Source organism: Calothrix sp. CBUCES-K 9914 (assembly GCF_059640475.1).
In genome coordinates this window covers 1-23,986 of record NZ_JBXXZH010000147.1, presented here as the reverse complement: position 1 = coordinate 23,986, position 23,986 = coordinate 1, and the positions used below count along the sequence as shown (strand labels likewise).

Below are 23,986 nucleotides of genomic sequence, written 5' to 3'. Positions count from 1 at the left end.
TGTTAAGCATACCGCCAGCGTTCATCCTGAGCCAGGATCAAACTCTCCGTTTTGGATTTCACATTCTTGAGACGTGAAATTTCACGTCTCTACAATGTTTGTTTGTTAGCTCTTTGACTGATTTATACCTCAGTCAGGGTTTATTACTTTACATTGCTAACGCAATTGTCTTATACTGGCTATCAAACTATATAATTTTCAAGGTTCTCTTGCTTTCCGAACCGCGCTTGTTGGCGCTTGCTCATCAGCGACTTATTTAATATAGCGAGAGTACAAGGAACTGTCAACACTTTTCTCAAAAAATTTTGAGTTTTTTTCACGGCACCATAACAAGCCCGGATTACTGACTTTGAGCAACAATAGTTATGCCGAAGCGCATAACAGGAGTCAAGACGTGAATTTCCAATCGTTAATATTGCAGCTACACTCATTTTGGAGCGAACGCGGCTGTTTGATTGCCCAGCCTTACGATATAGAAAAGGGCGCCGGGACCAAAAACCCGCACACATTTTTAAGAGCATTGGGTCCAGAACCTTGGTCAGTAGCATATGTAGAACCGTGCAGGCGCCCCACAGACGGACGCTATGGAGAAAATCCTAACCGCTTTCAGTACTATTATCAGTACCAAGTATTAATCAAACCCTCACCAGATAATATTCAAGAAATATATCTAGACTCCCTACGCGCATTAGGCATTCGTCCCGAAGACCATGATGTACGGTTTGTTGAAGATAACTGGGAAGATGCAACAGTAGGCGCCTGGGGTACAGGTTGGGAAGTTTGGCTAGATGGAATGGAAATAACCCAGTTCACGTATTTCCAGCAATGTGGAGGTATTGACTGTCGTCCAGTCTCAATCGAAATAACCTACGGGTTAGAACGACTGGCAATGTACCTTCAAGGCGTTGAAGCAATGACAAAAATTCACTGGACTGACAACATTACATATGGAGACGTTCATCTTCAAGGCGAAATCGAGCAGTGCGTGTATAACTTTGAAGCATCGAACCCCGAAATGCTACTAACACTATTTACTACTTACGAACAAGAAGCTATTCAGTTAACTGAACGGGGTTTAGTTCTACCCAGCTTGGACTACGTAATAAAGTGTTCACACACATTCAACCTACTTGATGCCAGAGGTGTCATCTCAGTCACCGAAAGAACTCGATATATTGCCAGAATACGCAATCTCGCGCGCAAAGTCGCACAAATGTACGTAGAACAGCGAGAAAAATTAGGTTATCCTTTACTCAAAAAATAATACATTGAAACTACTAACAACCCTTTCTAAATCAGAGAGGGTTTTTTTATATAGATAAACATGACCCAAGTAGTGCCACTTGCCCCAACAGCGATTAAAATTTATGCTTGGTCATTGTGTAAAGTTTTCTGACAAAGATTGAGAGAAAAGAATGGGCGCCAAATTAGCTGAAATTTTAGAACCGATTGCAGCATGGTTTCGCAGTTTAAACGTTCCAGAACCAATTGTGCATTGGGGACATCCACTAATGATGGGTATCGTTGTATTTGTACTGGGTAGCTATGTTGTATACGCAGGTTGGAAAGGAAGAATAGCCTCAGATAAAGAAGTCGCCATCAAAAACCGTGCAGACCATCGCAAGCTAGCACCTTTAATGTTTACCTTTATGGCATTAGGTTACACAGGTGGCCTATTATCCTTGGTAATGCAAAAGCAACCAATTATGGAAAGTCCACACTTTTGGACTGGTTCTAGCGTACTAATTTTGCTACTAATTAACGGCGCCATTTCATTTAGTGGCTTTGGTGGAAACAACCAAGGTTTACGCAACTTGCACGCTTACCTGGGCGCAAGCGCGTTTTTAGTTTTGATCGCACATGCAATACTTGGAATTAAATTAGGCATGAGTATTTAATTTCCAAAGAATAATATTTTAGATGGTGCGCTCCTTTCAAAGGGGCGCGCACTATATATTGCATATAAATACTTTTAAACAACCCCGTACTTAAATTTTAACTTTACATGGTTCAGGTGAGTAGTCTAATTATATGTCTTAGCTATATTTTGGGGCTGCTATTTACAACAGTTCCCGGAAGTGGTTTTTGGATTTTAGGTTTAAATATACTTGCAGCAGTCATATTCGGAATAAAAAAAAGACGTATTCCAGGCAAAAAAGCGCTAACTGCACAAAAAGGGCTAACTAAATCAAAAGCTACACCCCCCACTCCGCAATTCTTACCACATTCTAGAGTCTGGTTAATAGCTGGTATAGTTGGTCTAGCAGCTAGCTTCAACCTTCAATCTCGCATTCCAGTACCTGCTGCCAATGATATTAGTAAATTTATCCCGCCTGGAAATAATAGCAATCAGGAACAACTTTTTATAGTACGTGGCAATGTAACTAGTACACCTAGACTAACTCGTACTTCTAAAGGTCAGTTTTGGATGGAAGCGAAACAATTTGATGAAGTAAAAAACGAAGATGGCGAAGCAGGTGGAAGTAAAGGAGTATCAGGAAAACTGTATGTAACGGTTCCAATATTACAAGCAACAGGATTATACCCAGAAACAGAAATCGCAGTTACAGGTGTTTTATATAAACCAAAGGCAGCTGTAAACCCTGGCGCCTTTGACTTTCAAAATTACTTAAATTTCCAAGGCACCTTCGCTGGCTTAAGTGGGCACCAAATAAATGTTCTAAATGAAAATAAAAAATGGGGCTGGTGGAAACTGCGTGAACAAATTGTACGCCCACAGGTAAAAGCTCTAGGTATTCCTTATGGTCCTTTACTAAGCTCAATGGTTGTAGGCAGTAAAGCTGTGGATATACCTTATGATGTACGTGACTTGTTTATTCGAGTCGGCTTGTCACACGTACTATCAGCATCTGGATTTCAAACCTCACTAATTTTAAGCATAATTCTGAGCATAACCCAACGAGCAACGCACGGAACTAGATTTATACTCGGAGCAATTGCGCTACTGGTATTCGTTTCTCTAACAGGCTTTGATGCTCCGGTCGTTCGAGCCACTATCATGGGATTTGCGGCATTAATTGCTTTACTGCTTAAACGTCAAGTCAAACAATTAAGTCTACTGTTAATTACAGCAGTGTTGATGCTACTGTATAATCCATTATGGATTTGGGATTTAGGTTTTGAACTTAGCTTTTTATCAACATTGGGCTTAATTATTACCGTCCCAGCAATAACGAAACGTCTCGATTGGCTACCATTAATAATAGTGTCTTTGATTGCAGTACCTTTAGCAGCAATAATCTGGACATTGCCCCTACAGCTATATTTATTTGGCACTATACCTGTTTATTGTCTAATTTTAAACATTATTTCGGCGCCATTAGTCTCAGTAATTAGTTTGGGTGGATTTCTTAGCGCCATACTCTCAATTGTCATACCTTCAGCAGGAAGTATAGTAGCTGGGCTACTATATCATCCACTGAACTGGCTGTTGACCCTTGGAGAATTTTTTGGAAATATACAATTTAGCTCATTTGCAGTCGGAACTATTACGATGGCGCAAATGATTATTATTTACATAATGTTAATAGTGACATGGCAGGTTAGCTGGTGGCAACGACGCTGGTGGCTTACTCTTGCTATTGCTTCAGCACTGGTATTTATTCCTGCTTTACATTCGGCGAACACATTGTTTCAGGTTACTATGCTTGCAGCAAATGGAGAACCTGTCATTGTTATTCAAGATAAAGGAAAAGTAACAGTAATCAATAGTGGAGACAACGGTACAGGGCGTTTTACTATATTACCCTTCTTACAACAGCAAGGTGTAAACCAAATTGACTGGGCTATCGCATCAGATTTTCAAGGCAACGGAAGTAATGGCTGGTTAGAAATAATACCACGCCTACCTATCAAAGTATTTTATGATTATTCTGCTAAATCTAATAGCCCTTTTAATAGTGCGGTCATTCAGAAACAACTCGAAAGAACTCAAGGCACCTATCAAGTGCTTGGAGTTGGTCAAAGTATAAACGCTGGCGCCACACTTTTGCAGTTGATTAACGACAAGTTACCGATTTTACAAATGCAAATACAGGATAAAAGCTGGTTGTTAGTAGGAAATCTTAAACCCACCGAACTCGAAAACTTAATCAAGAGTAATAGTTTACCACGTTCGCAAGTCCTTTGGTGTCCTCCTCAAATATTGAAGCAGCTAGTAAGCACATTACAACCGGAAGTAACAATTACAACAAATGCAGACTTAGAACCCAAAATTTTGTCAGAACTTAGTGACGTTAAAACCCAGCTTTTATTTACTGGACGTGATGGTGCAATTCAATGGACACCAGATCGACAGTTTGAAGCATTTATACAAACAACAGAAAATAAAACCTCAGCGCTTTGAGGAATCTTAAAAATCTTAATAATATCTGTTCGTAATCGTGATATGATAATAAACGCCACTGATAAATTACTATTCAGGGGGTTACTTAAAATAAGTTTGTCATGGAGAGGTGTCCGAGTGGTTGATGGTGACGCACTCGAAATGCGTTTTGGCAGCAATGTCAACGGGGGTTCAAATCCCCCTCTCTCCGTATTATTATCTATTAAGTAATTACATATTATTATTGGGACGCATTAGCCAAATTGCTTCCTTAAAAATGAGTACGTCAATTGTTTAATGTAGTTTCGTCCTCTGTAATTATTTCAAAACTAGGTAACGGTTTTAGCGATAGTAGAGGTTCACACGAAATTACTTACGTTGCGTTCGTACAAGTTATCGATGAACTAAATATTAGCTCCAACCAAGTTGGTAAATTGAAACCTCTAGCGATGAAATTAAGAGGCCGTCGAACTACCTCGTACTTTGGTCGAACTCGACGCGCGTATAGCAGCTTCGGTAACTGAAGTTGTACACCGTGTTATTGATGAAATCGGTTAATTATTATTAAATTTATATTAACCAAAAATTAAAATCCAAATCGGCAGAACAAAAAGTAATAGCACTGTTGATACCAGTATACTACTAGCAATTAAATCACGGTCTAAGTTATATTCTTCCGCTAAAATTAAACCCAAAAATGCTGATGGCATTCCCGACATAAGCACCATTGCTAAACGCGATGAAGGTGGTATTCTAAATACGAACGTAGTAAACAACCCGACTAGTAAAGGAATTACAAACACTCGTAGCAATGCTGGAAGAATTGCTAGTTTTAGGCTTTTCCATCCCTGTAATTGAGCAAGTCTAATACCGATGAGTAAGAAAGCACACGCAATCACAACACCAACCGATTGCTGAAGTCCAAATTCGAGAATATTTGGTAGTTGATAGGAGCGCGTTAGATAACCAATTATAAATGCCCAAAGTGGTGGTACTGTGAGTATGTCCCGTAACTGAGTCCACCAATGATTTTGCTGTTGGGAATGACTATAGTAGCTAGCAATCCAAGTTCCAATGCCAAAAGGACCAATGAGATTGTGGGTAACACTGAATATAACAGCTAAATTTAATGCATTATAATCAACTAAAAACGGAGCAATCGCAAGCCCAACAAAACCAGTATTACCTAAAATTGCAGCGAGAATAAAACTCCCCTGGCTAACTCGACTTAATTCTTGTAATTTTTCCTGTTTTACTAAAAATTTCCATATCCATACTACCGCCACTGTAACCAATAAACCAATTACCAACGCACTAACGGTTATTAATGGTGCTAAAAATGATACATTGTTTGCTTCCGAAAACTGCTGTGCGTTGTTCTGACGAGACAATGCAATTAGTTCTAGGGGTACTCCAATCCAGTAAAGACAACGACCTAGTATTTTAGGAAAAGACTTAGGCAGTAAACGAAATATCAGTAATCCTAACCCCGTCCAAATCAAAAGGGGTGTATAAGCTTGAAATAAAGTATCAGCCATCGAACTAATTTGCTTGGTAATGGTTAGTTGGGAACTTGGATATTTGACATCCCCTATATTTATATGCGATCTATATGCGACCCATTGCCAAATTAACTCAAATCAAACAAAGTTAGTTTACCAGAGAAATATAACGGATACGCCACCCGTTATCTACGCGAACTACTTCGTATCTAACCTTAACTTTATCTTTTTCTGGTTCTTTTGCTTTCCCGTTTTCATAATGTACCGTGTTTTCCAGAACTGTCGCTTTAACTGAAGCGTGATTTTTATTGTTAGGGTCTAGTTCAACGGACACGTTTGAGACTGTATGTTGGTACTGTCGATAGTGATGGCTTGATTTGACTTCTAAAGCAATACCTCGCCAGTATGATAATGCTGAACCAATTAGTATTCGATTCAAACTATCAATATCATGATTGGAACCTAAAGAAGCTGATTTCGCTGATAACCAATTTTGCACAACTTGTGTTGCTGTCTCTTTGGTTAACTCTCCTTCTGGATACTGCGGTTGACTACCTGGTGCTGGTATTTGAACGGGCGGCTGATTAATTTGTATTGATAGCTGTGTACCTTGTAACGCAGGCCCAGGTATTAATAGATTTTTTAACCATCCAAACGCATTACTAATTAATAACCAGAATAAAAACACACCTGCAACTGAAGCTAGTACTTTTAGCAATAGACGTGCGTTTTGTTGGTTGCGGTATTTACGTCGTGGCGCCAAACGCTGGTTATCAGGTGATTTTGGAATACCTGATGGTTGGCTTCTACGTCGCTTCGGTTTTGGCGCCGTAACTGCACTTGTGCTGACTTTACGATTTTCAGTAGTTGGAACGCGAACGTTATTTTGCTGTCGGTTTACGTTTCTAGCAGGCGCCTCAATGCTAGCTTTAATATCATAGCTATCATTGGTTCTGCTGTAATTGTTATAGTTTGTAGGTTCTGGATTATAAACTTCTGTAACTTGACTCTCAACTCGATTGTTATAAGCAGGTCGAGCAGTAACAGTAGAATTAGTATAGAAATTTAATGTTGGATTCAGGTTTTGAGACTTTTGTGTAGAACGCCAGTCACCATTACCGTTATTGGCAAAATCTTCAGCATTATTAGGCAAAGCTTCTAAATAAGCTTGCACATCAGAGTCAGCAAAGTAATCTTTAAGCGATGCAACTTTATCCGCTAGATCAAGAAAGTGCGGAAAAACTTCATTTTGTAACCAGCGCTCACCATACAAACATAGTCCGGGAAGTAAGTCTGGTGAAGATTGGGAATGTTCGCGAATAAAAGCCAAAGCTTCATACTCTTGGCTTAATTCTAAAGCTCGCGTTGCTTCCTCTGTTTGCCCCAACAATAGCGCGCACAATGATTGCTCAAGATGTACATCTTGCCGCTTGCCCAAGTGCAATAGCATTTGCTTTGCTTGCCGAATCAGCGCAGGTTGACGTTGAGTAAATCCACGCGCTGTCAAAGCATAGACTGCTAAATATGTTGCAACCGCTGAAGGACGTTTGCTTTCTGTCTCAAATAACTTATGCTGTTCAGCCACGGTTAAATAATGCCGCAATTGCTGAACAAAACGTAAAAAGTCGTCAATGTTTAATCCTGACTGGTCATTTCCCGACCCATCTATCCCACCTCGATCTTCGAGTACTTGCTGTAATAGCTGTAGTCCCTTTCTTCTCTCTGTGGTTTGCTCTATTGGCAGTGCTACCAATTCAAGAATACGATACGGGCGCAATCGATATAAATCGGCTTCAATTTCTGCCCGAACGCTCTTGAACATCCCTTCTTTTGCCAGTAATTCTTCCCCTGTCTCTAAAGATATTGCTGCATTTTCATAGTTTCCTTGCTGCCACTGCTCACGTCCTAACTCTAAACACGCAAGTGCTACTGTTAAAACCACATCCGGACGTTCGGACGCAAAACTATCATGATCTGGTTTATGCTTGTTGACAAGGTATGGGCGCCCTAGTTTAAGAACTTGTTCATATTCTCCCAGTTCTTGTAAAATCAACAAGGCGCCAATCAATTCAGAATCATCAACCTGAATATTTGGGGTTTGGATATCATGAGTTAGATTGTTAGCAGCAACCCTGTCTTCGACGGCAACAGCAACATCGCTACGGTTTTGAGCATATGCGTCTTGCAAATACACCCTATCGTATTCTTTACGCTCTTTTGGATTAGATAAAACCACGTAAGCTTCTTCAACTAATTGTTTTCGAGATGTTGTTGCTGCGATTGAGTATTCCCGTCGTGGCAACTGGACAATGCGGTCACTGTAAGCTTGCCGCAATTGTTCATCGCTTGCCGCCAACGGTAATCCTAAAACACGGTAGTAATCGAGCGGAATTCGCACAGTCTACTTCCTTTGCAGCGTATGATGTGATATTTCACCTAAATCATTCCAGCCAATGTTAAACATTGCCAGTAAAATCTGGCGTAGTTTAAACTTTAAGTTGAAGACATAAGTAAAAAATGTAGTTAACATAAGTCAAAAGTAAAATAACGTAAGAAGTGACGATTAACTTTTGCTCTCCAGCAATTAGTTATAGTCGTAGTCATTCTTAGGCTGGCGAAGAATTATACATCATTTATTTATAAGTCCGCTACTATGTAAGCGACCCAAATTCTATCATAGCGGTATTATTGTTACAATTACCTAGAAGCGTATAGCAATAATGCAATAGAGTGCAAAAATACAGAAATTGTTAATGAATACGCAGAATCTTGCTATCCTAACTGATAGTCTATAGCCAAGGGTAGCTTGGGAAAACTCGCGCTTTACGATTTTCCTTTATGTAAGCAGCCCTTGTGAATCAAAACGTTTCGCTAACATTTCGTCAAGATAAAATGTTACGAGGCAGCTATATAGATATAAGTTAAGGTGACATTAAGTGTTACTACGGGGATACTGAAAAGATAATGGTTCAAGAACGCACGTTACCAACCTTTGATGCGGCATCCGCACAAATTACAAAAGAAGAAGGTTTACTGCTTTACAGAGACATGGTTTTAGGGCGCACTTTTGAAGATAAATGCGCTGAAATGTACTACCGAGGAAAGATGTTCGGATTTGTCCATCTTTACAACGGTCAGGAAGCTGTTTCCAGCGGTGTTGTCAAAGCTATGCGACCTGGGGAAGATTTTGTTAGCAGTACTTACCGTGACCACGTTCACGCATTAAGTGCAGGAGTACCAGCACGTGAAGTCATGGCAGAGCTATTTGGTAAAGCTACAGGTTGCAGCAAAGGGCGTGGTGGTTCGATGCATATGTTCTCAGCAGAACATCGCTTACTTGGTGGATATGCGTTTGTTGCCGAAGGTATTCCTGTGGCAGCAGGCGCCGCTTTCCAAAGCAAGTACCGTAAGGAAGTATTAGGTGATACTAGCCCAACGGAAGTAACAGCTTGTTTCTTTGGTGACGGTGCCGCAAATAATGGACAATTTTTCGAGACGCTGAATATGGCAGCGCTATGGAAATTACCAATATTGTTCGTTGTTGAAAATAACAAATGGGCAATTGGGATGGCACACGAACGCGCGACTTCTGACCCGGAAATTTACAAAAAAGCCAGCGTCTTCAATATGGTAGGTGTTGAAGTTGATGGTATGGACGTGCTAGCTGTTTATTCTATTGCGAAGGAAGCTGTAAGACGTGCGCGCGCAGGAGAAGGCCCAACTTTGATCGAAGCACTAACCTACCGCTTCCGAGGACACTCTTTAGCAGACCCTGACGAACTGCGAAGCAAAGAGGAAAAGGAATTTTGGTTCGCACGCGATCCAATAAAAAAGCTAGCGAACGAGTTAGTTCAAAGGAAACTGGCAACAGCCGAAGAACTAAAAGCCATCGACAAGGATATACAAACTGAAGTCGAGGACTCAGTTAAATTTGCTGAAAGCAGTCCTGAACCAAGTCCAAGCGAGCTATACCGCTATATCTTTGCTGAAGACTAAGTAAAAATACCTGTATTGTAGAGACCGCAAATTACAGTCTCTACACTTTAAGATTTTATTTATTTAATTGGAATAGAGTTTGTCCATATGTGCTTGAGTCTCCTGTCAACATTCTCACTGAATAAAGCATATGTACCAAGTTGCCATTCAACAAAAGCAGTACAAAACGTACATTCTCACCGACGAAACAACTAACTCCCAGTTAGAAGTTGTACCGGAACGAGGTGGAATTATTACTAGATGGCGGCATCAGGGAGAAGAAATTTTTTATTTGGACGAAGAACGCTTTACTAACCCGGAGTTAAGTGTCCGAGGTGGAAATCCGATTTTATTTCCGATTTGCGGTAACTTGCCAGAGAATATTTATACTGTCAACGGCAAGCAGTATTCGCTCAAGCAGCATGGTTTCGCGCGTGATTTGCCTTGGGTGTCTTCTGGTTCTGTATCATCTGAAGGTGTATCGCTACAAGTGATTTTGCATAGCAACGAGCAAACACTAGCTGTTTACCCGTTTAACTTTCAGATTACTTTTACCTACCAACTTCAAGGCAATAGTTTGAATGTGTACCAACACTACACAAATAAGTCATCTCAACCAATGCCCTTTTCATTTGGTTTTCATCCGTACTTTATTGTGCATGATAAAAACCAACTTCAGTTTGATATACCAGGAAGTGAGTACCAAGACCAGAAAACTAAGGAAAATCATGAATTCAACGGTAGTTTTGATTTTAACCGCGATGAAATAGATGTGGCTTTTAAACAACTTAGCACCCAGACAGCTACCGTTATCGACAATAACCGCAAGTTGAAATTAACCTTCGACTACGATAATGTTTTTTCAACTCTGGTGTTCTGGACTCTCAAAGGCAAGGACTTTTACTGCCTTGAACCTTGGAGCGCTGGCAGAAACGCTATCAACACGGGTGAAAACCTTACCCAGCTTCAACCAGGCGCCAGTTACTCAACGTTTTTTAAATTAACGGCAAATTTTTTCTCTTGACCCCTTTACAAAACTATAGACACCTGTGCTAAAGTGTATAAGCCAGCGATAAGAGCGGCACGGGTGACTAACTCAACGGTAGAGTACTCGGCTTTTAACCGATTAGTTCCGGGTTCGAATCCCGGGTCACCCAGTACACGCATGTACTAGCAAGAGCGAAACCCTGTAGAGACGCGATTTAATCGCGTCTCTATAATTATTGGCGCCCTATATTGCTTATTAAAGAATCCAGACTTCTTAGAAACTAAGAAGTATTGACTTATAAGCTACAGACGAAATTTTATCTTCAACCCATAATCGTTTATTATCATCGCTATCCTTCCAGCACTCGGCACTCAGCACTTAGTACTCAGCACTCAGCACTCAGCACTCAGCACTTAGTACTTAGCACTCACTACTTCCTTATTTGTCTTAAACTTTTTAAACATAAACACCAATCACTAGTTATAATTTCCTATAAGTTGAAAAAACTCTTAAGATTTAGCGTAGTACATACGCTTCTTATCTAACCGATTACTGACAACACATTCAGGAGGACTATCTATGGCGCTCGTACCAATGCGGCTCATGTTGGATCACGCCGCTGAGAACGGTTACGGCATTCCAGCTTTTAACGTTAACAACTTGGAGCAGATTCAAGCAATTGTGCAGGCTGCCCATGAGACAGATAGCCCCGTAATTTTACAAGCGTCACGTGGCGCCCGTAAGTATGCAGGTGAGAATTTCCTTCGCCATTTAATCTTGGCAGCAGCAGAAACTTACCCTCATCTTCCTATTGCCATGCACCAAGACCACGGTAACGAGCCAGCAACTTGCTATTCAGCAATGAAGAACGGCTTTACCAGCGTAATGATGGATGGTTCATTACAAGCAGATGCAAAAACCCCCGCAAGTTTTGAGTACAACGTTAACGTTACCCGTGAAGTTGTAAAAGTTGCTCACTCCATAGGTGTTAGCGTTGAAGGTGAACTCGGCTGTTTGGGTTCCTTAGAAACAGGTATGGGTGAAGCTGAAGACGGACACGGTTTTGATGGTAAACTCGACCACTCCCAACTTCTTACCGACCCCGACGAAGCAGTTCAGTTTGTTGAACAAACTCAAGTAGATGCTTTAGCTGTTGCTATCGGTACCAGCCACGGCGCCTACAAGTTTACTCGTAAACCAACTGGCGAAATTTTAGCAATCAGCCGTATTGAAGAAATTCACCGTCGTTTGCCTAACACTCACTTAGTAATGCACGGTTCTTCTTCTGTACCAGAAGATTTGATTGAATTAATCAACAAATACGGTGGTACTATTCCAGAAACCTATGGTGTACCTGTTGAAGAAATTCAAAAAGGTATTAAGTCTGGTGTACGTAAAGTAAATATTGACACAGACAACCGCTTGGCTATTACTGCCGCTGTGCGTGAAGCTTTAGCAAAAGATACAAAGGAATTTGACCCCCGTCATTTCCTCAAGCCTTCTATTAAGTACATGCAAAAAGTTTGTGCTGAACGCTATCAACAGTTTGGAACTGCTGGTAACGGAAGCAAAATTAAGCAAGTGTCCTTGGAGGACTTCGCTGCTAAGTACGCTAAAGGAGAACTTGCGGCGCTCACTAAAGCTGCTGCAACAGTGTAAATAGAGTACTGAGTTGAAAACTAGGTAGAGACGCGATTAAATCGCGTCTCTACAAGGATTTTATTATGGTTATACTACCGGAGAATATTGCCCGACACTTTTAACTGACTTCGGCTGCAACCAATTAAATATTGCTACGGGATATAATCTCCAAATACAAAATCCCAGCAAAAGATTTGAAACAATCTACGCTTCCAGAACTGTGTTTCAGAGATTAGCTTCATAATACGCGCGTTAATAACTAATTAACAATTACTCCAATTAAAAAGTTGTGGCAATACTACTCTGCTAAGATTTTTTTTACCAGAATTGACAAATTTTATTAACATAATATTTAAACTTGTATATTTTGAAAAATAACCTTCATTAATTCAACTTGTGTAAATGGTTTAGTTAAATACCCAGAGGCGCCGACTAATTTTGCTTTAGCTTTATCAACTAAACTTGTTCTTGCAGTCACAATAATTACAGGTGTATTTTTAAAGTATGAGTGCTTCCTCAATAAAGAGCAGAATTCATACCCGTTTAAATTTGGCATCGCGATATCAAGTAAAATTACATCAGGCTTTACACGAATAGTTTGCATTAAAGCTTTTAAAGAATCATTGGATAAAACAATATTAAAAAAACTTTCATCTAAAAAGCTATTAATCGAATCTAATATACTTTGACTATCGTCGATACACATAATTGTGTACTGTTGCTTATAAGAATTTTGATGATTATGTTTAGTTTTTCCTAGATAATTTGTATTATTAGAGGTTTGATTATTTTTATTAGTTTTATGATTATTATATTTATATGCAGTACTTTTATTATCACTCTGAGAACGCGATTCAACGAGAGATAGAATATCCAAACGGCAGTATCTCGGCATTTTCTCAATAAAATTATTAGAAGCTAATTCATAACAACCTTCTTGTAACAACAAAAATGATTCCAAAACTTCCACTGCTATTTCTTCAATAAGCGTTGCAGCTTGAGTTGGACTAAGATATTTTTGATTAACTAACCAGCAAATTGCTAAGTAATCTGGATTGGGTATTGCTTGATTACCAATACCAGTTTCAAAAACAGCTTTTAATCGAGTATATGTTTCGTGATTAAGCGTTGGAACAGTTTGGCTCAGTACTTTTAACTTTTTATAAAGAAGCTCAAACATCCCTGACTCATAGGAAGCGTATACAAGTTTACCTTTCTCCAAGTATATAAGCCAGGAAACTGAGGAGCTAAAAATTTGTAAACAACCAGTAGTTGATGCGTTGACTACTTTGTTTAAAATTAATAATGGCTGTAGTCGTTGGAAAAATCGGTATCGACCAATAGGGAGTGTTTGCATTTTTATATTGATTATAGTAGTTGAAAGTTGCCAATCAAAACAGCAGCCTGTTATACGTTATTATAAATTTATTAATACAGAAGTCAGAAACCTAGTTTCTCCCAGTAAATTCTTTTTAGCAATTTAATATATGTTCGTCAAGACTGCAAGCAAACACTTCAGTATTGTATCAAACATTGATTTTAGCCATAAACATAATTTCCTATACTCGAATAATTATCCGGACATTTTTATAAAATTATTTTTTCTTGTTATCTTAGAAATAATTGCAATATTTTATACTGGTATAGTTGGCAAATTTGAGGTAATAAGCAGTAAATCGTGCGAAAAGTTGAAGCAGTAAAAACCGAAACACACTATACGCGCTTTGTGCTTTACTTCAAGAAGAGAAATTAATTTAAAGGCAACTGTGACTGAATTCTATCTAGAAGTTTTAGATACTGGGGAACGTTTGGACAGCTATTTGGCCTCGGAACTGCCAGATTTATCGCGTTCGCGCGTGCAAAGTCTTATTGAGCAGGGTTGTGTTCATCTGAACAAGCAACCCTGCACGTCAAAAAAGATGATAGTTAAGTTAGGGGATTTGATAACTATTACAATTCCTGAAGCTCAACCTCTTGAACTGAAAGCTGAAAATATTCCACTTGATATTCTTTATCAAGATGACCAGTTAATAATCATTAACAAACCAGCTGGTTTAGTAGTACATCCGGCGCCGGGTCATCCGAACGGAACTTTAGTTAACGCTTTACTCGCACATTGTCCAGATTTACCGGGTATTGGTGGAGTTCAACGTCCGGGTATTGTACATCGTTTAGACAAAGACACCACAGGCGCCATTGTAATTGCGAAAACTGAATTGGCACACCAACACCTGCAAGCACAGCTTAAGGCTAAAACTGCACGTCGTGAATATCTTGGCATAGTTTACGGGGCGCCGAAAACAGAAACTGGCACAATTAATTTACCAATTGGGCGCCATCCAGTAGACCGTAAAAAAATGGCAGTAGTTCCAGTTGAGAAAGGAGGACGCGAAGCTGTTACTCACTGGCAAATACAAGAACGTATTGGAAATTATACACTTGTTCGCTTTCAGCTAGAAACCGGACGTACCCATCAAATTCGTGTTCACAGTACACAAATTGGTCATCCAATCGTTGGCGACCCATTATATAGTTCTGCACGCTCGTTAGGTATAAACTTATCTGGTCAAGCACTCCACGCATGGCGGTTAAAGTTACAGCATCCAGTTAGTCAACAATATATAGAAGTAACTGCGGCACCTCCTCATGAATTTACAAAACTTTTAGAAGCGCTGCGAAGACGCGGTGGGACTATCTAGAAAAAATTTTTCGGCATCTTCCGGATAATTGTGGAACTAGATGAAAATATGATTATAACCTCCCTTTTGTAGTTGCCTAACAAATACCTATGAAAGGTGCCAAAAATTTATATTAAATTATTAAGTTTTACAGCAAACAAATGGGACAAAAGCGACTTCAGGAAGAAACAAAGTAAAACCATCAAAGTAAAAATCAGAACTAAAGTCAGAAATAAATCAGGAAGGCAATCAAACACTGGGGAATGAGAAGTCATTATTTCCCCAGTTTTTTATTAATTTTATTGATGATAATTTTTCCATCTATCGAAAGACATAAGTAACTTTCATAACTGACTGTATTTTTAGTTACATGACATTTTTTCCTATAAATTCTAAATTTTTTTCTCAGCGTAACTTCATCTAATTTTTACAATTTTAGTATTTTTACCCTAGTTTTGTGTATTTTATAATAAGCCTTATCTGTTATAGTTGTTTAACTACTTGTGGGTTGTTACACTTTAAAAACTTAAAAAGTGAAGAAAAGGAACAAATCAAAGTTGTTCTCTTGTATCATGGAAGCATCCCAATGCAAGCAAAAATCTAGCTGTTCTGAATGTAGTATAAACCCTAGCTCTAAAAGCAGGATGTAATCTAAAAGATTTGTAGATTTAAATAAACACTTTACTCGGCTGTTCTCTAGTGATTCATAATTGTAAACTCGCATTTAAGCGAGGGTTTCTGTATAAAGAAACCTAGACTACAATACAAGTATAAGTACTTGTTGTAATTCGGCTTATAGATTTTGGGGTGTGGTAATAAAATTGACAAATAAATCTTTGTCTTTTAAAGAGACGGTTCCGGATAACAGTAAAAAACTCAGATAATTTTATACATAGACTACTTACGTAAAATTACTAAGAGAATAGGAACTTTATGAAATTAACAGAACTAGAACAAAGAATATTAGAGTCTTCAATTATAGTTGCATCAAGCGAGCAGATTTTTTCTGACCTTGGCTCAGAAGCAGTTATTTTAAACCTTAAGTCTGGAGTATACCACGGGTTAAACGAAGTGGGTGCAAGTATTTGGAAGCTGATTCAAGAACCTAGGACAATTAAAGAAATTGAACAGAGACTTTTGGAAGAATATGACGTTGAACCCGAACGGTGTCAAACCGATTTGATAGCATTACTCTCCGACCTTTTAGCAGCAGAACTGGTTGTGATTAAAAATGAAACGACTGCGTAATTTTTTGAAGATGAGCAACCGAGCGCGCGTTCTGTTGTTAACGGCATTAATATTATTAACAGGTGTTCGATTAGGTTTGTTGTTGCTACCGTTTCGTAACTTGTTAAAGCTGATAACAAGTATTAGCAAAGGTTTCTTACACCAAATAGCCATAAACAAAGTTTCTCTTGGTCAGATTGTTTGGGCAGTAAACGTTGTTACTTGCTATATGCCAGGTGGCGCTAAATGCCTTGCGCGCGCTTTAACAACCCAAGTATTAATGAATTGGTGCGGATATAAACCAGAACTCCGTATTGGTGTATCTAAAGGTGAAACTGGAACCCTGGAAGCACATGCTTGGATTGAATATCAAGGACGAGTAGTAATAGGATACCTTCAAGACCTTCCACGCTTTGTTCCTTTACCATCTCTCGAAGGAGTCAAAATATGAGCGGTATCATGGGAATTTACTACCGAGATGGTAGCCCAGTAGAGCGGGAAAATTTGGTGAAGATGGTCGATACCTTAGCACACCGAGGACTAGATGGTGCCGATATTTGGGTTGAGGATTCGGTGGGATTTGCACACCGGATGTTGTGGACTACTCCTGAATCTTTACTAGAAAAGTTACCTTTGGTTAATCGAACCAGCGACATTGCTATTACAACTGATTGTCGCATTGATAATAGGGAAGAGCTTATTTCTGTATTACAGTTTAAAAACTGTCCACCTGATAAAATTACGGATAGTCAGCTAATACTAGCAGCTTATGAGAAATGGGGTGAACAATGTCCGGAGCATCTATTAGGTGACTTTGCCTTCGCAATTTGGGATAAACGACAACAGTCTGTTTTCTGCGCTAGAGACCATTTTGGAGTCAAACCTTTCTATTACTATTTATGTGACTCTGTTTTCGTCTTTGCCACTGAGATTAAAGCAATCTTATGTCTTGCGGAAGTGCCACGTCAGCTTAACGAAGTGAGGATTGGCGATTACCTAACATCAATGTTCGAGGATAGTACTATTACATCCTACCAGTACATCCAACGACTTCCTCCGGCTCATCAAATGACAATAAGCCAAGAAGAAATACAGTTAAAGTCCTACTGGTGTTTAGACCCTAACCGTGAGTTGCGTCTGAGTTCAGATGAGGAGTATGCTGCGAAGTTTCGCGAAATTTTTACCGAAGCAGTGCGCTGCCGTTTGCGTAGTGCCTTCCCCATCGGTTCTATGTTAAGCGGTGGATTGGATTCTTCCTCAATCGTCTGTACCGCAAAAAAACTACTTGTTGAAAAAGGACAGAAATTACACACCTTCTCAGCCATTTTTGACAAGTTGACTGAATGTGATGAGCGCCCCTATATCAACTCGGTTATAGCTCAAGGTGGAATAGAACCACACTATGTCAAGGGAGACGAAATAAGTCCCTTGAGAGATTTAGAGCGTATGTTTTGGCATCAAGATGAAGCTTTTTATGCTCCTAATTGGTCTATGAGTTGGGGGTTGTATGGTGCCATCAAAGAGCAAGGTGTTCGTATTGTCTTAGACGGTTTTGATGGCGATACCACTGTATCTGATGGCTATGGATACTTAAGTGAACTAGCAAGGGCAGGACGCTGGCTGACTTTAACTAGAGAACTCAGGGGAGTAACTAAAATTTTCAACGATTCTTTCTGGGTATGGTTATGGAGTTATATATCACACTATGGAATTAATAAGACAATTTCTAAATATCGAATTTTGAGACTAATACGACGGATTTGGCAAGCATTAAAACGGCTTGGTGGTAACAACGAACAATCTGCTAACAAAGCTGTATTTCTGGCAATCGCTAATCCTGAATTTGTTCAACAGATCGGTTTAGAACAGCGCTATCAGGCTTCGCAAAAATTACAGCCCCACTTAGGTCTAGACGAAAGAGAGCGACATTACCGAAGCATTATTACAGGTCTATCTGCATTCGCGCTTGAAGTAATGGACAAACAGGTTGCTGCCTTTGGTACTGAACTCCGCTATCCTTTCTGGGACAAACGACTGGTAGAATTCTGCCTTTCTTTACCTCCTGAGCAAAAGCTTGGTAGGGGCTGGAACCGAGTTGTGATGCGTCGTGCGATGACTAATATTCTCCCCGCAAAAGTGCAATGGCGCACAGGCAAAACAGATTTCTCAGCCAATCTCTCTCACGGTTTGCTGTTTTTTGAGCAAGAGCGTTTGCAGAAGTTGATTTTCAACGACTTCGGAGCGATTGAGAAGTATGTAGATGTTACCGCTTTACAAGAGATTTATCAACGATTTTTATCCTCAAAATCTCAGGAACAAGGTATGGATGCACGCCTAATTTGGATAGCTGTCTCTCTATCTCTGTGGTTGTCGTACACAGTACAAAGCAGACCCAACGAACTAAGCAGCAAAAAAACTAAAGCCAAGGTGTAATCTTTACAAAATTTGAACTGACATATCAGTTCATTGTCCTGTTGGTTGTTGCCTTACAGGTAAAACCCAACAGCACAGCGAGCCTGGTTGTCACTTATACATTGTGATTACAAGCTAGCTGTTCTCTCGGCTTCTTTTAGAAGCAATTTTTGAATTCAATAAATCCATTAAGGAGGAATCATGACTTTACAAAAGAAATCCTACACAAAACCCGAACTCACTGTTCATGGTGATGTTGAAGTGCTAACCCAAGGGAAAGCATCAGGGAGCAAACTAGATGGTACTTTCCAAACTGGTACTCCAGCTGGCTCTATAACTTTCTCGTAATAGCAATACCTTCGCCAAAAATCTGATTGGCAAAAATGCTTTTGCCGTCAACGTTTCCAGTCAAATAAAATATTGAACCTGTCTGCTAGGCGTTGAACCTAGAGTCCTTAAGCATCAAGGTTTTTAATCTAAAAACCCGGTGTGGAATAACGGGACGGAGTTTTTAGCTAGTCTGGAAATTATAGCGCTTGTTTCTCTTATACGAAAAAACCTTAATTTTACAAGCGTTTATACTACGTTATGACTCATAAATCTGGCGAAGGTATTGAATAGAGGTTTGTTAGTACCGACTGATTGAAGTGAGATACCTAAGTTTCTAGAGCCTAGGTATTGCTTCTCTTAATATCTCTGCTTAGTCACAACCTAAGCAGAGATATTAACCGATAAAAATACAACTTTATACCAATTTAATGTGAAAAGCCTCTGCAAGCACGAATTACCTTTTATGAACTTATAAGTTAAAACTGATTCAATAAATTGAATGAGTTGTATTAAAAATCAAACTGACTATTTATAGGAGTTCGGTAGTAGACAACTAACAAAACAAAGTTAACATATTTAATATCTACCTAAGAAAGCTTTCTTTTGTTAACAAAGCAGAATTTTTTGAGATTTATACCTAAAATGGAGTTGATCAGATGTATGCTTACACTGCTTACGGTTTGGGCGTTTACTCTGCCCTACCTTTACCAGAATTACAAACCTCAAAACAGGTCAAGGTAGATGTAATTATCCGCTTTGGTACAGTAAATTGGTTTCCACCTGAGCCAACTCTATCATGGCGTCACTTTCACATTGATGGCGAGTCCGCATACTTTTACTGGGATGTAGTCGGGAAATTTTTGGTACGAGGAGGAAAAGAGATTATTATCGATCCATTACCCGATGTGGAAGAGGGCATCATTCGCCTACCTTTACTGGGTTCATTGTTAGCGATGATACTTTACCAGCGTCAATATTTAGTGCTACATGCCAGCGCTGTCGCTATTGATGGCAATGCTGCCTTGTTTTTGGGAGCATCTGGGCAAGGTAAGTCAACAATGGCAGCTACGCTTTATGGGAGAGGTCACAAACTGATCACTGATGACGTAGCTGCTATAAACTTGGAGAGCGTCGTCAACCCTATATTAATTCCAGGCTTTCCTCAAATCAAACTTTGGCCTAAAGCTCTGACTGCTGCCTTGGGGGATGATCCAGAAAGCTTAAACAGGATACACTCTAAGGCTGAGAAACGCGCCCGCCCCACTCTTGATAACTTCTTGCAAACGCCACTAACTCTCAAGCGTATCTATGTACTTTGTAAAGGTCTCCGTCCTGAAATTAAACCTCTCCAACCTCAAGAAGGTATAGTCCAACTGATTGCCAATTCTTTTATTCCTATGTTGCTGGGCAATAAATTTCTCCAAAGTTCAAAAGCTGTTTTGCACTTACGTCAATGTAGTAGCCTTGCCAATAATTTACCTATTTGTAGCCTTGAGCGACCTCGCTCCCTTGATTTGCTACCTGATGTTGCACGGTTGGTGGAAGAAGATTTGGCAAGTGAGCTTGAGCCAGCAATAATTTAATTTTCAACTATTGTTTACTATGTCAAGAAAGTTTACTGTTAAATTACGTAGCTCTATCACTCAGCTATCTTACTTGCCACAAACTTTTAGTTTAATCTGGGCTGCATCCCGAAATTGGACTTTAGCTTGGATTATTTTACTAATCTTTCAGGGAGTACTACCTGCTGCTTCTGTTTACCTAACTCGACTTGTAGTGAATAGCATAGTCCGAGTGGTTGGTCAAGGTATTTCTTGGGAAAGTATCCAAACAATTTTAATTCCAGTCGGTTTAATGGCTGGTGTTCTACTTTTAACTGAATTTTTGCAAGGCGCCAGCGAATGGATTAGAACTGCACAAGCCGAATTAGTACAAGATTATATTAGCGGGTTAGTTCACAAACAGTCTATAGCAATTGATTTTGGTTGCTATGAATCATCAGAATACAACGACCGCTTAGAAAGAGCGCGAGAGAGTGCTGGTAGTCGTTCGCTTGCCTTATTAGAAAATACTGGTACTTTGCTGCAGAACAGCATCACGCTTTTTACAGTAGCAGCAATACTAATTCCCTATGGCTTTTGGCTACCGATTATTCTAGTTGCTAGTGCTTTCCCTGCTTTTTATGTAGCTTTTAGTCTAAATTTATATCAGTATCATTGGTCCCAGCGAACAACTATAGACCGACGGCGCCTTCAATATTACGAGTTGCTACTAACCAGCAGTTGGGCTGCTAAAGAATTACGACTATTTAATTTCGGTTCCTATTTTCAATCAGCTTATCAAAAATTGCGGTGCCGCTTACGCAACGAGCAAATGAAACTGATTAAACAGCAAACCCTTAGCCGTGTTGCTGCTGGGTTTATAGCGCTGTTAGTTACTGGTGCTTCTCTTGCTTGGATGGGTCGGCAAGTGTTGCTAGGAATCATTACTTTAGGTGATTTGGCGCTTTTCTATCAAGCTTTTAACCAAGGGCAGAGCATTGTAAAGTCTCTGTTAGGAAGTTTAGGACAGATATACAAAAATAGTTTATTTGTTAGTAATTTATTTGAGTTTTTGAAAATAGAACCCCAAATTGTAGACCCTCCTCAACCCTTGCCTATACCCTCAATACTTCAACGGGGAATTAATCTTCGACAAGTTACTTTCCGTTACCCTGGTAGTACACAAGCAGTATTAGAGAACTTTAATCTTTATATTCCTGCTGGTAAAATTGTGGCGATTGTAGGAGACAATGGTGCTGGTAAAAGCACCCTTATCAAACTTTTGTGCCGTTTTTACGACCCAGAGTCTGGAAGCATTGAGCTAGATGGTAATGATATCCGAGATTATGGTGTTGAAGTATTCCGAAAGTTAATTACTGTTTTGTTTCAAGACCCAATACCTTACTATGTTTCGGTTGCAGATAATATTGCGATGGGTGATTTATCTATAACTCCTAGCCAATCTGAAATTGAAGCATCTGCTAGAGGCGCCGGAATTCATGATAAAATTATGCGCCTACCCGATGGTTACAACTCAATGCTGGGTAAGTGGTTTCCTGGTGGTACTGATTTGAGCGGTGGAGAATGGCAGCGTTTGGCACTAGCAAGAGCTTTCTTGAGAAAAGGCCAGATTATTATCCTTGATGAACCAACAAGTGCAATGGATCCTTGGGCAGAGCATGATTGGCTTGAACGTTTTCGGAAAATGGCAAATGGACGTACTGCAATTGTAATTACTCACCGTTTCACCTTAGCAATGCGCGCGGATATTATTCATGTTATGCGCGCGGGTAAAATCGTAGAATCTGGGAACCACGAGCAGTTACTTGCTCAAGCAGGATTATACGCACAGTCTTGGCAGTCACAAATGGGGTCATGCCATTCGCCTAAATAAAGATACTAAAAATACTTTAAAATAAAAATTGATGAACGAATCAAAAACGATGGACACTAAGACTCGGCGAGAAGTCGAGCTACTGCTATATTGCGCCCGTACTTATATTGAAACTACAACTGCTGAACGAATAAAATATTTACTTAACCAAAGTTTAAACTGGGAGTATCTCATTAGTACCGCCAATTGGCACGGAGTAATGCCGCTTTTGTACTGGAGTCTAAAGAATACTTGTCCCGAATTAGTCCCTAAAGAGCAACTCAAGCGTTTAAGTCAATATTTCCATAGTAATAATTTCAATAATTTAATTTTGACTCAATCGTTACTGAAATTATTAAATTTACTGGAAAGTCATAAAATCCCTGTGATCCCATTTAAGGGGCCTTTACTTGCTGCTTGTGTTTATACAAACTTGTCACTACGTCAAATTAGCGACCTTGACATTTTAGTCCACAAACAAGATTTTCAGAAAACGGTAGATATATTATTTGCTCAAGGTTATAAAACCTTTGTAGAAGTACCTTGGGAAAGTCATCTGGTAGATAAGGATGGCATAACAAATATAGACCTTCATAGTGATATTGTACCCAAGCATCTTTCGTGTGCAATTAGCGAAAATTATTGGTGGGAGAGTTTGGAATGCTTTTCTCTTGCAGGAAACAGTATACCAAATCTATCACCCGAAGCCTGGTTTTTGATTCTTTGTTTAAATGGAAATAAAGAACGCTGGCAAAGATTGAATCGAATTTGTGATGTTGCTGAAGTTATTCGTGCTTATCCAAAACTGGATTGGAACCAGATTATGGAAATAGCAAGCAAACAAGGGTGTAAGCGAATTATTTTTCTCTCACTGCTTTTAGCGGGCAATCTTTTAAATGTATCTGTTCCAGAAACAATTTGGCATCAAGCACAGTCTGATGCTTACGCTCAATCTTTAGCTGTTAAAGTTTGCAAAGAACTATTTAGCGAAAATATAGAAGCTGTTGGTGAGGTTCAAAAAGGTATATTCCATATTCAGACGCGCGAACGCTTGCTGGATAGAATTACCAGTTTTGCTGGTTTAATGGAACATTCAGGTTGGATGAAGCTAACAGAAAATGATTTAGAAGTTCTAACTTTACCAAAATACTTGACTTGGTTGTATTATTTAATACGACCGATTAGAGTGATAAATAAGTATGGAATATCAGCTTTAAAAAATTTAATTATAGGTAGATAATCTGAAATTCGATGGTAGCATAAATCTCGCAACTCGTAGGATAGGCGTCCCGCCTGTCCTGCCATGCAGTTAATAAGCTGTTACTTGAGAAATTCTAAATTAAAAAAATCTTTACTCATCTCTTGTGCAGTGGCCATCCTTGCCCGCTTTGGGGATCAGGACGGGCATCCCTGCCATTGGTGTCAAGTTAAGGTTGGCGCCCATACGTCAACGATAGGTTTTGTGATGAACGAG

The 23,986-nt window shown here is 39.5% G+C and carries 18 protein-coding genes and 2 tRNA genes; 17 read left to right on the top strand and 3 right to left on the bottom strand.

Annotation, left to right across the window (positions count from 1 at the left end):
* Nucleotides 1–394 precede the first annotated feature (394 nt).
* The 5 genes from glyQ (at nucleotide 395) to AC2JBO_RS27600 (ending at nucleotide 4,869) form a co-directional block, all read left to right on the top strand.
* Entirely contained in the window at nucleotides 395–1,264 is an 870-nt protein-coding gene (gene glyQ / locus AC2JBO_RS27620) for a glycine--tRNA ligase subunit alpha (protein ID WP_496956831.1), read from the top strand.
* A gap of 151 nt (nucleotides 1,265–1,415) precedes the next feature.
* Entirely contained in the window at nucleotides 1,416–1,898 is a 483-nt protein-coding gene (locus AC2JBO_RS27615) for a DUF4079 domain-containing protein (RefSeq protein ID WP_496956830.1), read from the top strand.
* A gap of 107 nt (nucleotides 1,899–2,005) precedes the next feature.
* Nucleotides 2,006–4,366, top strand: a complete 2,361-nt coding sequence (locus tag AC2JBO_RS27610; RefSeq protein ID WP_496956829.1) for a ComEC/Rec2 family competence protein — start codon at nucleotides 2,006–2,008, stop codon at nucleotides 4,364–4,366.
* A 103-nt stretch (nucleotides 4,367–4,469) separates the two neighbouring features.
* A tRNA-Ser gene (locus AC2JBO_RS27605) sits at nucleotides 4,470–4,556 on the top strand.
* Between the two features lie 79 nt (nucleotides 4,557–4,635).
* The gene (locus AC2JBO_RS27600) at nucleotides 4,636–4,869 is read left to right on the top strand and encodes a hypothetical protein (RefSeq protein ID WP_496956828.1); all 234 of its coding nucleotides are present in this window, start codon (nucleotides 4,636–4,638) and stop codon (nucleotides 4,867–4,869) included.
* Nucleotides 4,870–4,920: 51 nt separating this feature from the next.
* Here AC2JBO_RS27600 and AC2JBO_RS27595 read toward each other — a convergent pair whose 3' ends face one another.
* Nucleotides 4,921–5,883: an AEC family transporter gene (locus AC2JBO_RS27595; protein WP_496956827.1), complete on the bottom strand. Its 963-nt coding sequence runs from the start codon at nucleotides 5,881–5,883 to the stop codon at nucleotides 4,921–4,923.
* A gap of 112 nt (nucleotides 5,884–5,995) precedes the next feature.
* On the bottom strand, nucleotides 5,996–8,245 hold the full coding sequence (locus AC2JBO_RS27590) for an IMS domain-containing protein (RefSeq protein WP_496956826.1): 2,250 nt from the start codon (nucleotides 8,243–8,245) through the stop codon (nucleotides 5,996–5,998).
* 566 nt (nucleotides 8,246–8,811) lie between these two features.
* On the opposite strand from AC2JBO_RS27590, the gene pdhA reads away from it, so the two are divergent.
* From pdhA to fba, 4 genes are all read left to right on the top strand, one after another.
* Nucleotides 8,812–9,843: a pyruvate dehydrogenase (acetyl-transferring) E1 component subunit alpha gene (gene pdhA, locus AC2JBO_RS27585; protein WP_496956825.1), complete on the top strand. Its 1,032-nt coding sequence runs from the start codon at nucleotides 8,812–8,814 to the stop codon at nucleotides 9,841–9,843.
* A gap of 130 nt (nucleotides 9,844–9,973) precedes the next feature.
* Nucleotides 9,974–10,846, top strand: coding sequence for an aldose epimerase family protein (locus tag AC2JBO_RS27580; protein ID WP_496956824.1), 873 nt, complete (start codon nucleotides 9,974–9,976; stop codon nucleotides 10,844–10,846).
* A 61-nt stretch (nucleotides 10,847–10,907) separates the two neighbouring features.
* Nucleotides 10,908–10,979 (top strand) — tRNA-Lys (locus AC2JBO_RS27575).
* A gap of 410 nt (nucleotides 10,980–11,389) precedes the next feature.
* The gene (gene fba / locus AC2JBO_RS27570; RefSeq protein WP_496956823.1) at nucleotides 11,390–12,469 is read left to right on the top strand and encodes a class II fructose-bisphosphate aldolase; all 1,080 of its coding nucleotides are present in this window, start codon (nucleotides 11,390–11,392) and stop codon (nucleotides 12,467–12,469) included.
* Between the two features lie 334 nt (nucleotides 12,470–12,803).
* Here the strand turns inward: fba and AC2JBO_RS27565 are convergent, their stop codons facing one another.
* Nucleotides 12,804–13,808, bottom strand: a complete 1,005-nt coding sequence (locus AC2JBO_RS27565; RefSeq protein WP_496956822.1) for a response regulator — start codon at nucleotides 13,806–13,808, stop codon at nucleotides 12,804–12,806.
* A gap of 409 nt (nucleotides 13,809–14,217) precedes the next feature.
* Between AC2JBO_RS27565 and AC2JBO_RS27560 the strand changes: the two genes are divergently transcribed.
* The 8 genes from AC2JBO_RS27560 to AC2JBO_RS27525 all read left to right on the top strand — a co-directional run bounded on the left by AC2JBO_RS27560 (nucleotide 14,218) and on the right by AC2JBO_RS27525 (nucleotide 23,752).
* A complete protein-coding gene (locus tag AC2JBO_RS27560; protein WP_496956821.1) occupies nucleotides 14,218–15,150 on the top strand; it encodes an RluA family pseudouridine synthase in 933 nt (310 codons plus the stop codon).
* 912 nt (nucleotides 15,151–16,062) lie between these two features.
* Nucleotides 16,063–16,377, top strand: a complete 315-nt coding sequence (locus AC2JBO_RS27555) for a PqqD family peptide modification chaperone (RefSeq protein WP_496956820.1) — start codon at nucleotides 16,063–16,065, stop codon at nucleotides 16,375–16,377.
* Nucleotides 16,361–16,807: a lasso peptide biosynthesis B2 protein gene (locus tag AC2JBO_RS27550; protein WP_496956819.1), complete on the top strand. Its 447-nt coding sequence runs from the start codon at nucleotides 16,361–16,363 to the stop codon at nucleotides 16,805–16,807. The genes AC2JBO_RS27555 and AC2JBO_RS27550 overlap by 17 nt, the downstream gene beginning before the upstream one ends.
* Nucleotides 16,804–18,789 carry a lasso peptide isopeptide bond-forming cyclase gene (locus AC2JBO_RS27545; protein WP_496956818.1) on the top strand — a complete coding sequence of 662 codons (1,986 nt, stop codon included), beginning with the start codon at nucleotides 16,804–16,806 and terminating at the stop codon, nucleotides 18,787–18,789. The genes AC2JBO_RS27550 and AC2JBO_RS27545 overlap by 4 nt, the downstream gene beginning before the upstream one ends.
* A gap of 180 nt (nucleotides 18,790–18,969) precedes the next feature.
* On the top strand, nucleotides 18,970–19,116 hold the full coding sequence (locus tag AC2JBO_RS27540) for a lasso RiPP family leader peptide-containing protein (protein WP_496956817.1): 147 nt from the start codon (nucleotides 18,970–18,972) through the stop codon (nucleotides 19,114–19,116).
* A gap of 638 nt (nucleotides 19,117–19,754) precedes the next feature.
* Nucleotides 19,755–20,681, top strand: coding sequence for a serine kinase (locus AC2JBO_RS27535; protein ID WP_496956816.1), 927 nt, complete (start codon nucleotides 19,755–19,757; stop codon nucleotides 20,679–20,681).
* Nucleotides 20,682–20,700: 19 nt separating this feature from the next.
* Complete coding sequence (locus tag AC2JBO_RS27530; protein ID WP_496956815.1) at nucleotides 20,701–22,533, top strand: ABC transporter ATP-binding protein; 1,833 nt, start codon at nucleotides 20,701–20,703, stop codon at nucleotides 22,531–22,533.
* A gap of 31 nt (nucleotides 22,534–22,564) precedes the next feature.
* Nucleotides 22,565–23,752 (top strand): nucleotidyltransferase domain-containing protein, encoded by a 1,188-nt coding sequence (locus AC2JBO_RS27525; RefSeq protein WP_496956814.1) that lies wholly within the window; start codon nucleotides 22,565–22,567, stop codon nucleotides 23,750–23,752.
* Nucleotides 23,753–23,986 lie beyond the last annotated feature (234 nt).

Coding starts and splice junctions, on each gene's coding strand:
- AC2JBO_RS27550 (WP_496956819.1), top strand. CDS start 16,361: ATGAAACGACTGCGTAATTTTTTGAAGATGAGCAACCGAGCGCGCGTT.
- fba (WP_496956823.1), top strand. CDS start 11,390: ATGGCGCTCGTACCAATGCGGCTCATGTTGGATCACGCCGCTGAGAAC.
- AC2JBO_RS27535 (WP_496956816.1), top strand. CDS start 19,755: ATGTATGCTTACACTGCTTACGGTTTGGGCGTTTACTCTGCCCTACCT.
- AC2JBO_RS27610 (WP_496956829.1), top strand. CDS start 2,006: ATGGTTCAGGTGAGTAGTCTAATTATATGTCTTAGCTATATTTTGGGG.
- AC2JBO_RS27540 (WP_496956817.1), top strand. CDS start 18,970: ATGACTTTACAAAAGAAATCCTACACAAAACCCGAACTCACTGTTCAT.
- pdhA (WP_496956825.1), top strand. CDS start 8,812: ATGGTTCAAGAACGCACGTTACCAACCTTTGATGCGGCATCCGCACAA.
- AC2JBO_RS27530 (WP_496956815.1), top strand. CDS start 20,701: ATGTCAAGAAAGTTTACTGTTAAATTACGTAGCTCTATCACTCAGCTA.
- AC2JBO_RS27545 (WP_496956818.1), top strand. CDS start 16,804: ATGAGCGGTATCATGGGAATTTACTACCGAGATGGTAGCCCAGTAGAG.
- AC2JBO_RS27525 (WP_496956814.1), top strand. CDS start 22,565: ATGAACGAATCAAAAACGATGGACACTAAGACTCGGCGAGAAGTCGAG.
- AC2JBO_RS27615 (WP_496956830.1), top strand. CDS start 1,416: ATGGGCGCCAAATTAGCTGAAATTTTAGAACCGATTGCAGCATGGTTT.
- AC2JBO_RS27595 (WP_496956827.1), bottom strand. CDS start 5,883: ATGGCTGATACTTTATTTCAAGCTTATACACCCCTTTTGATTTGGACG.
- AC2JBO_RS27580 (WP_496956824.1), top strand. CDS start 9,974: ATGTACCAAGTTGCCATTCAACAAAAGCAGTACAAAACGTACATTCTC.
- AC2JBO_RS27565 (WP_496956822.1), bottom strand. CDS start 13,808: ATGCAAACACTCCCTATTGGTCGATACCGATTTTTCCAACGACTACAG.
- AC2JBO_RS27555 (WP_496956820.1), top strand. CDS start 16,063: ATGAAATTAACAGAACTAGAACAAAGAATATTAGAGTCTTCAATTATA.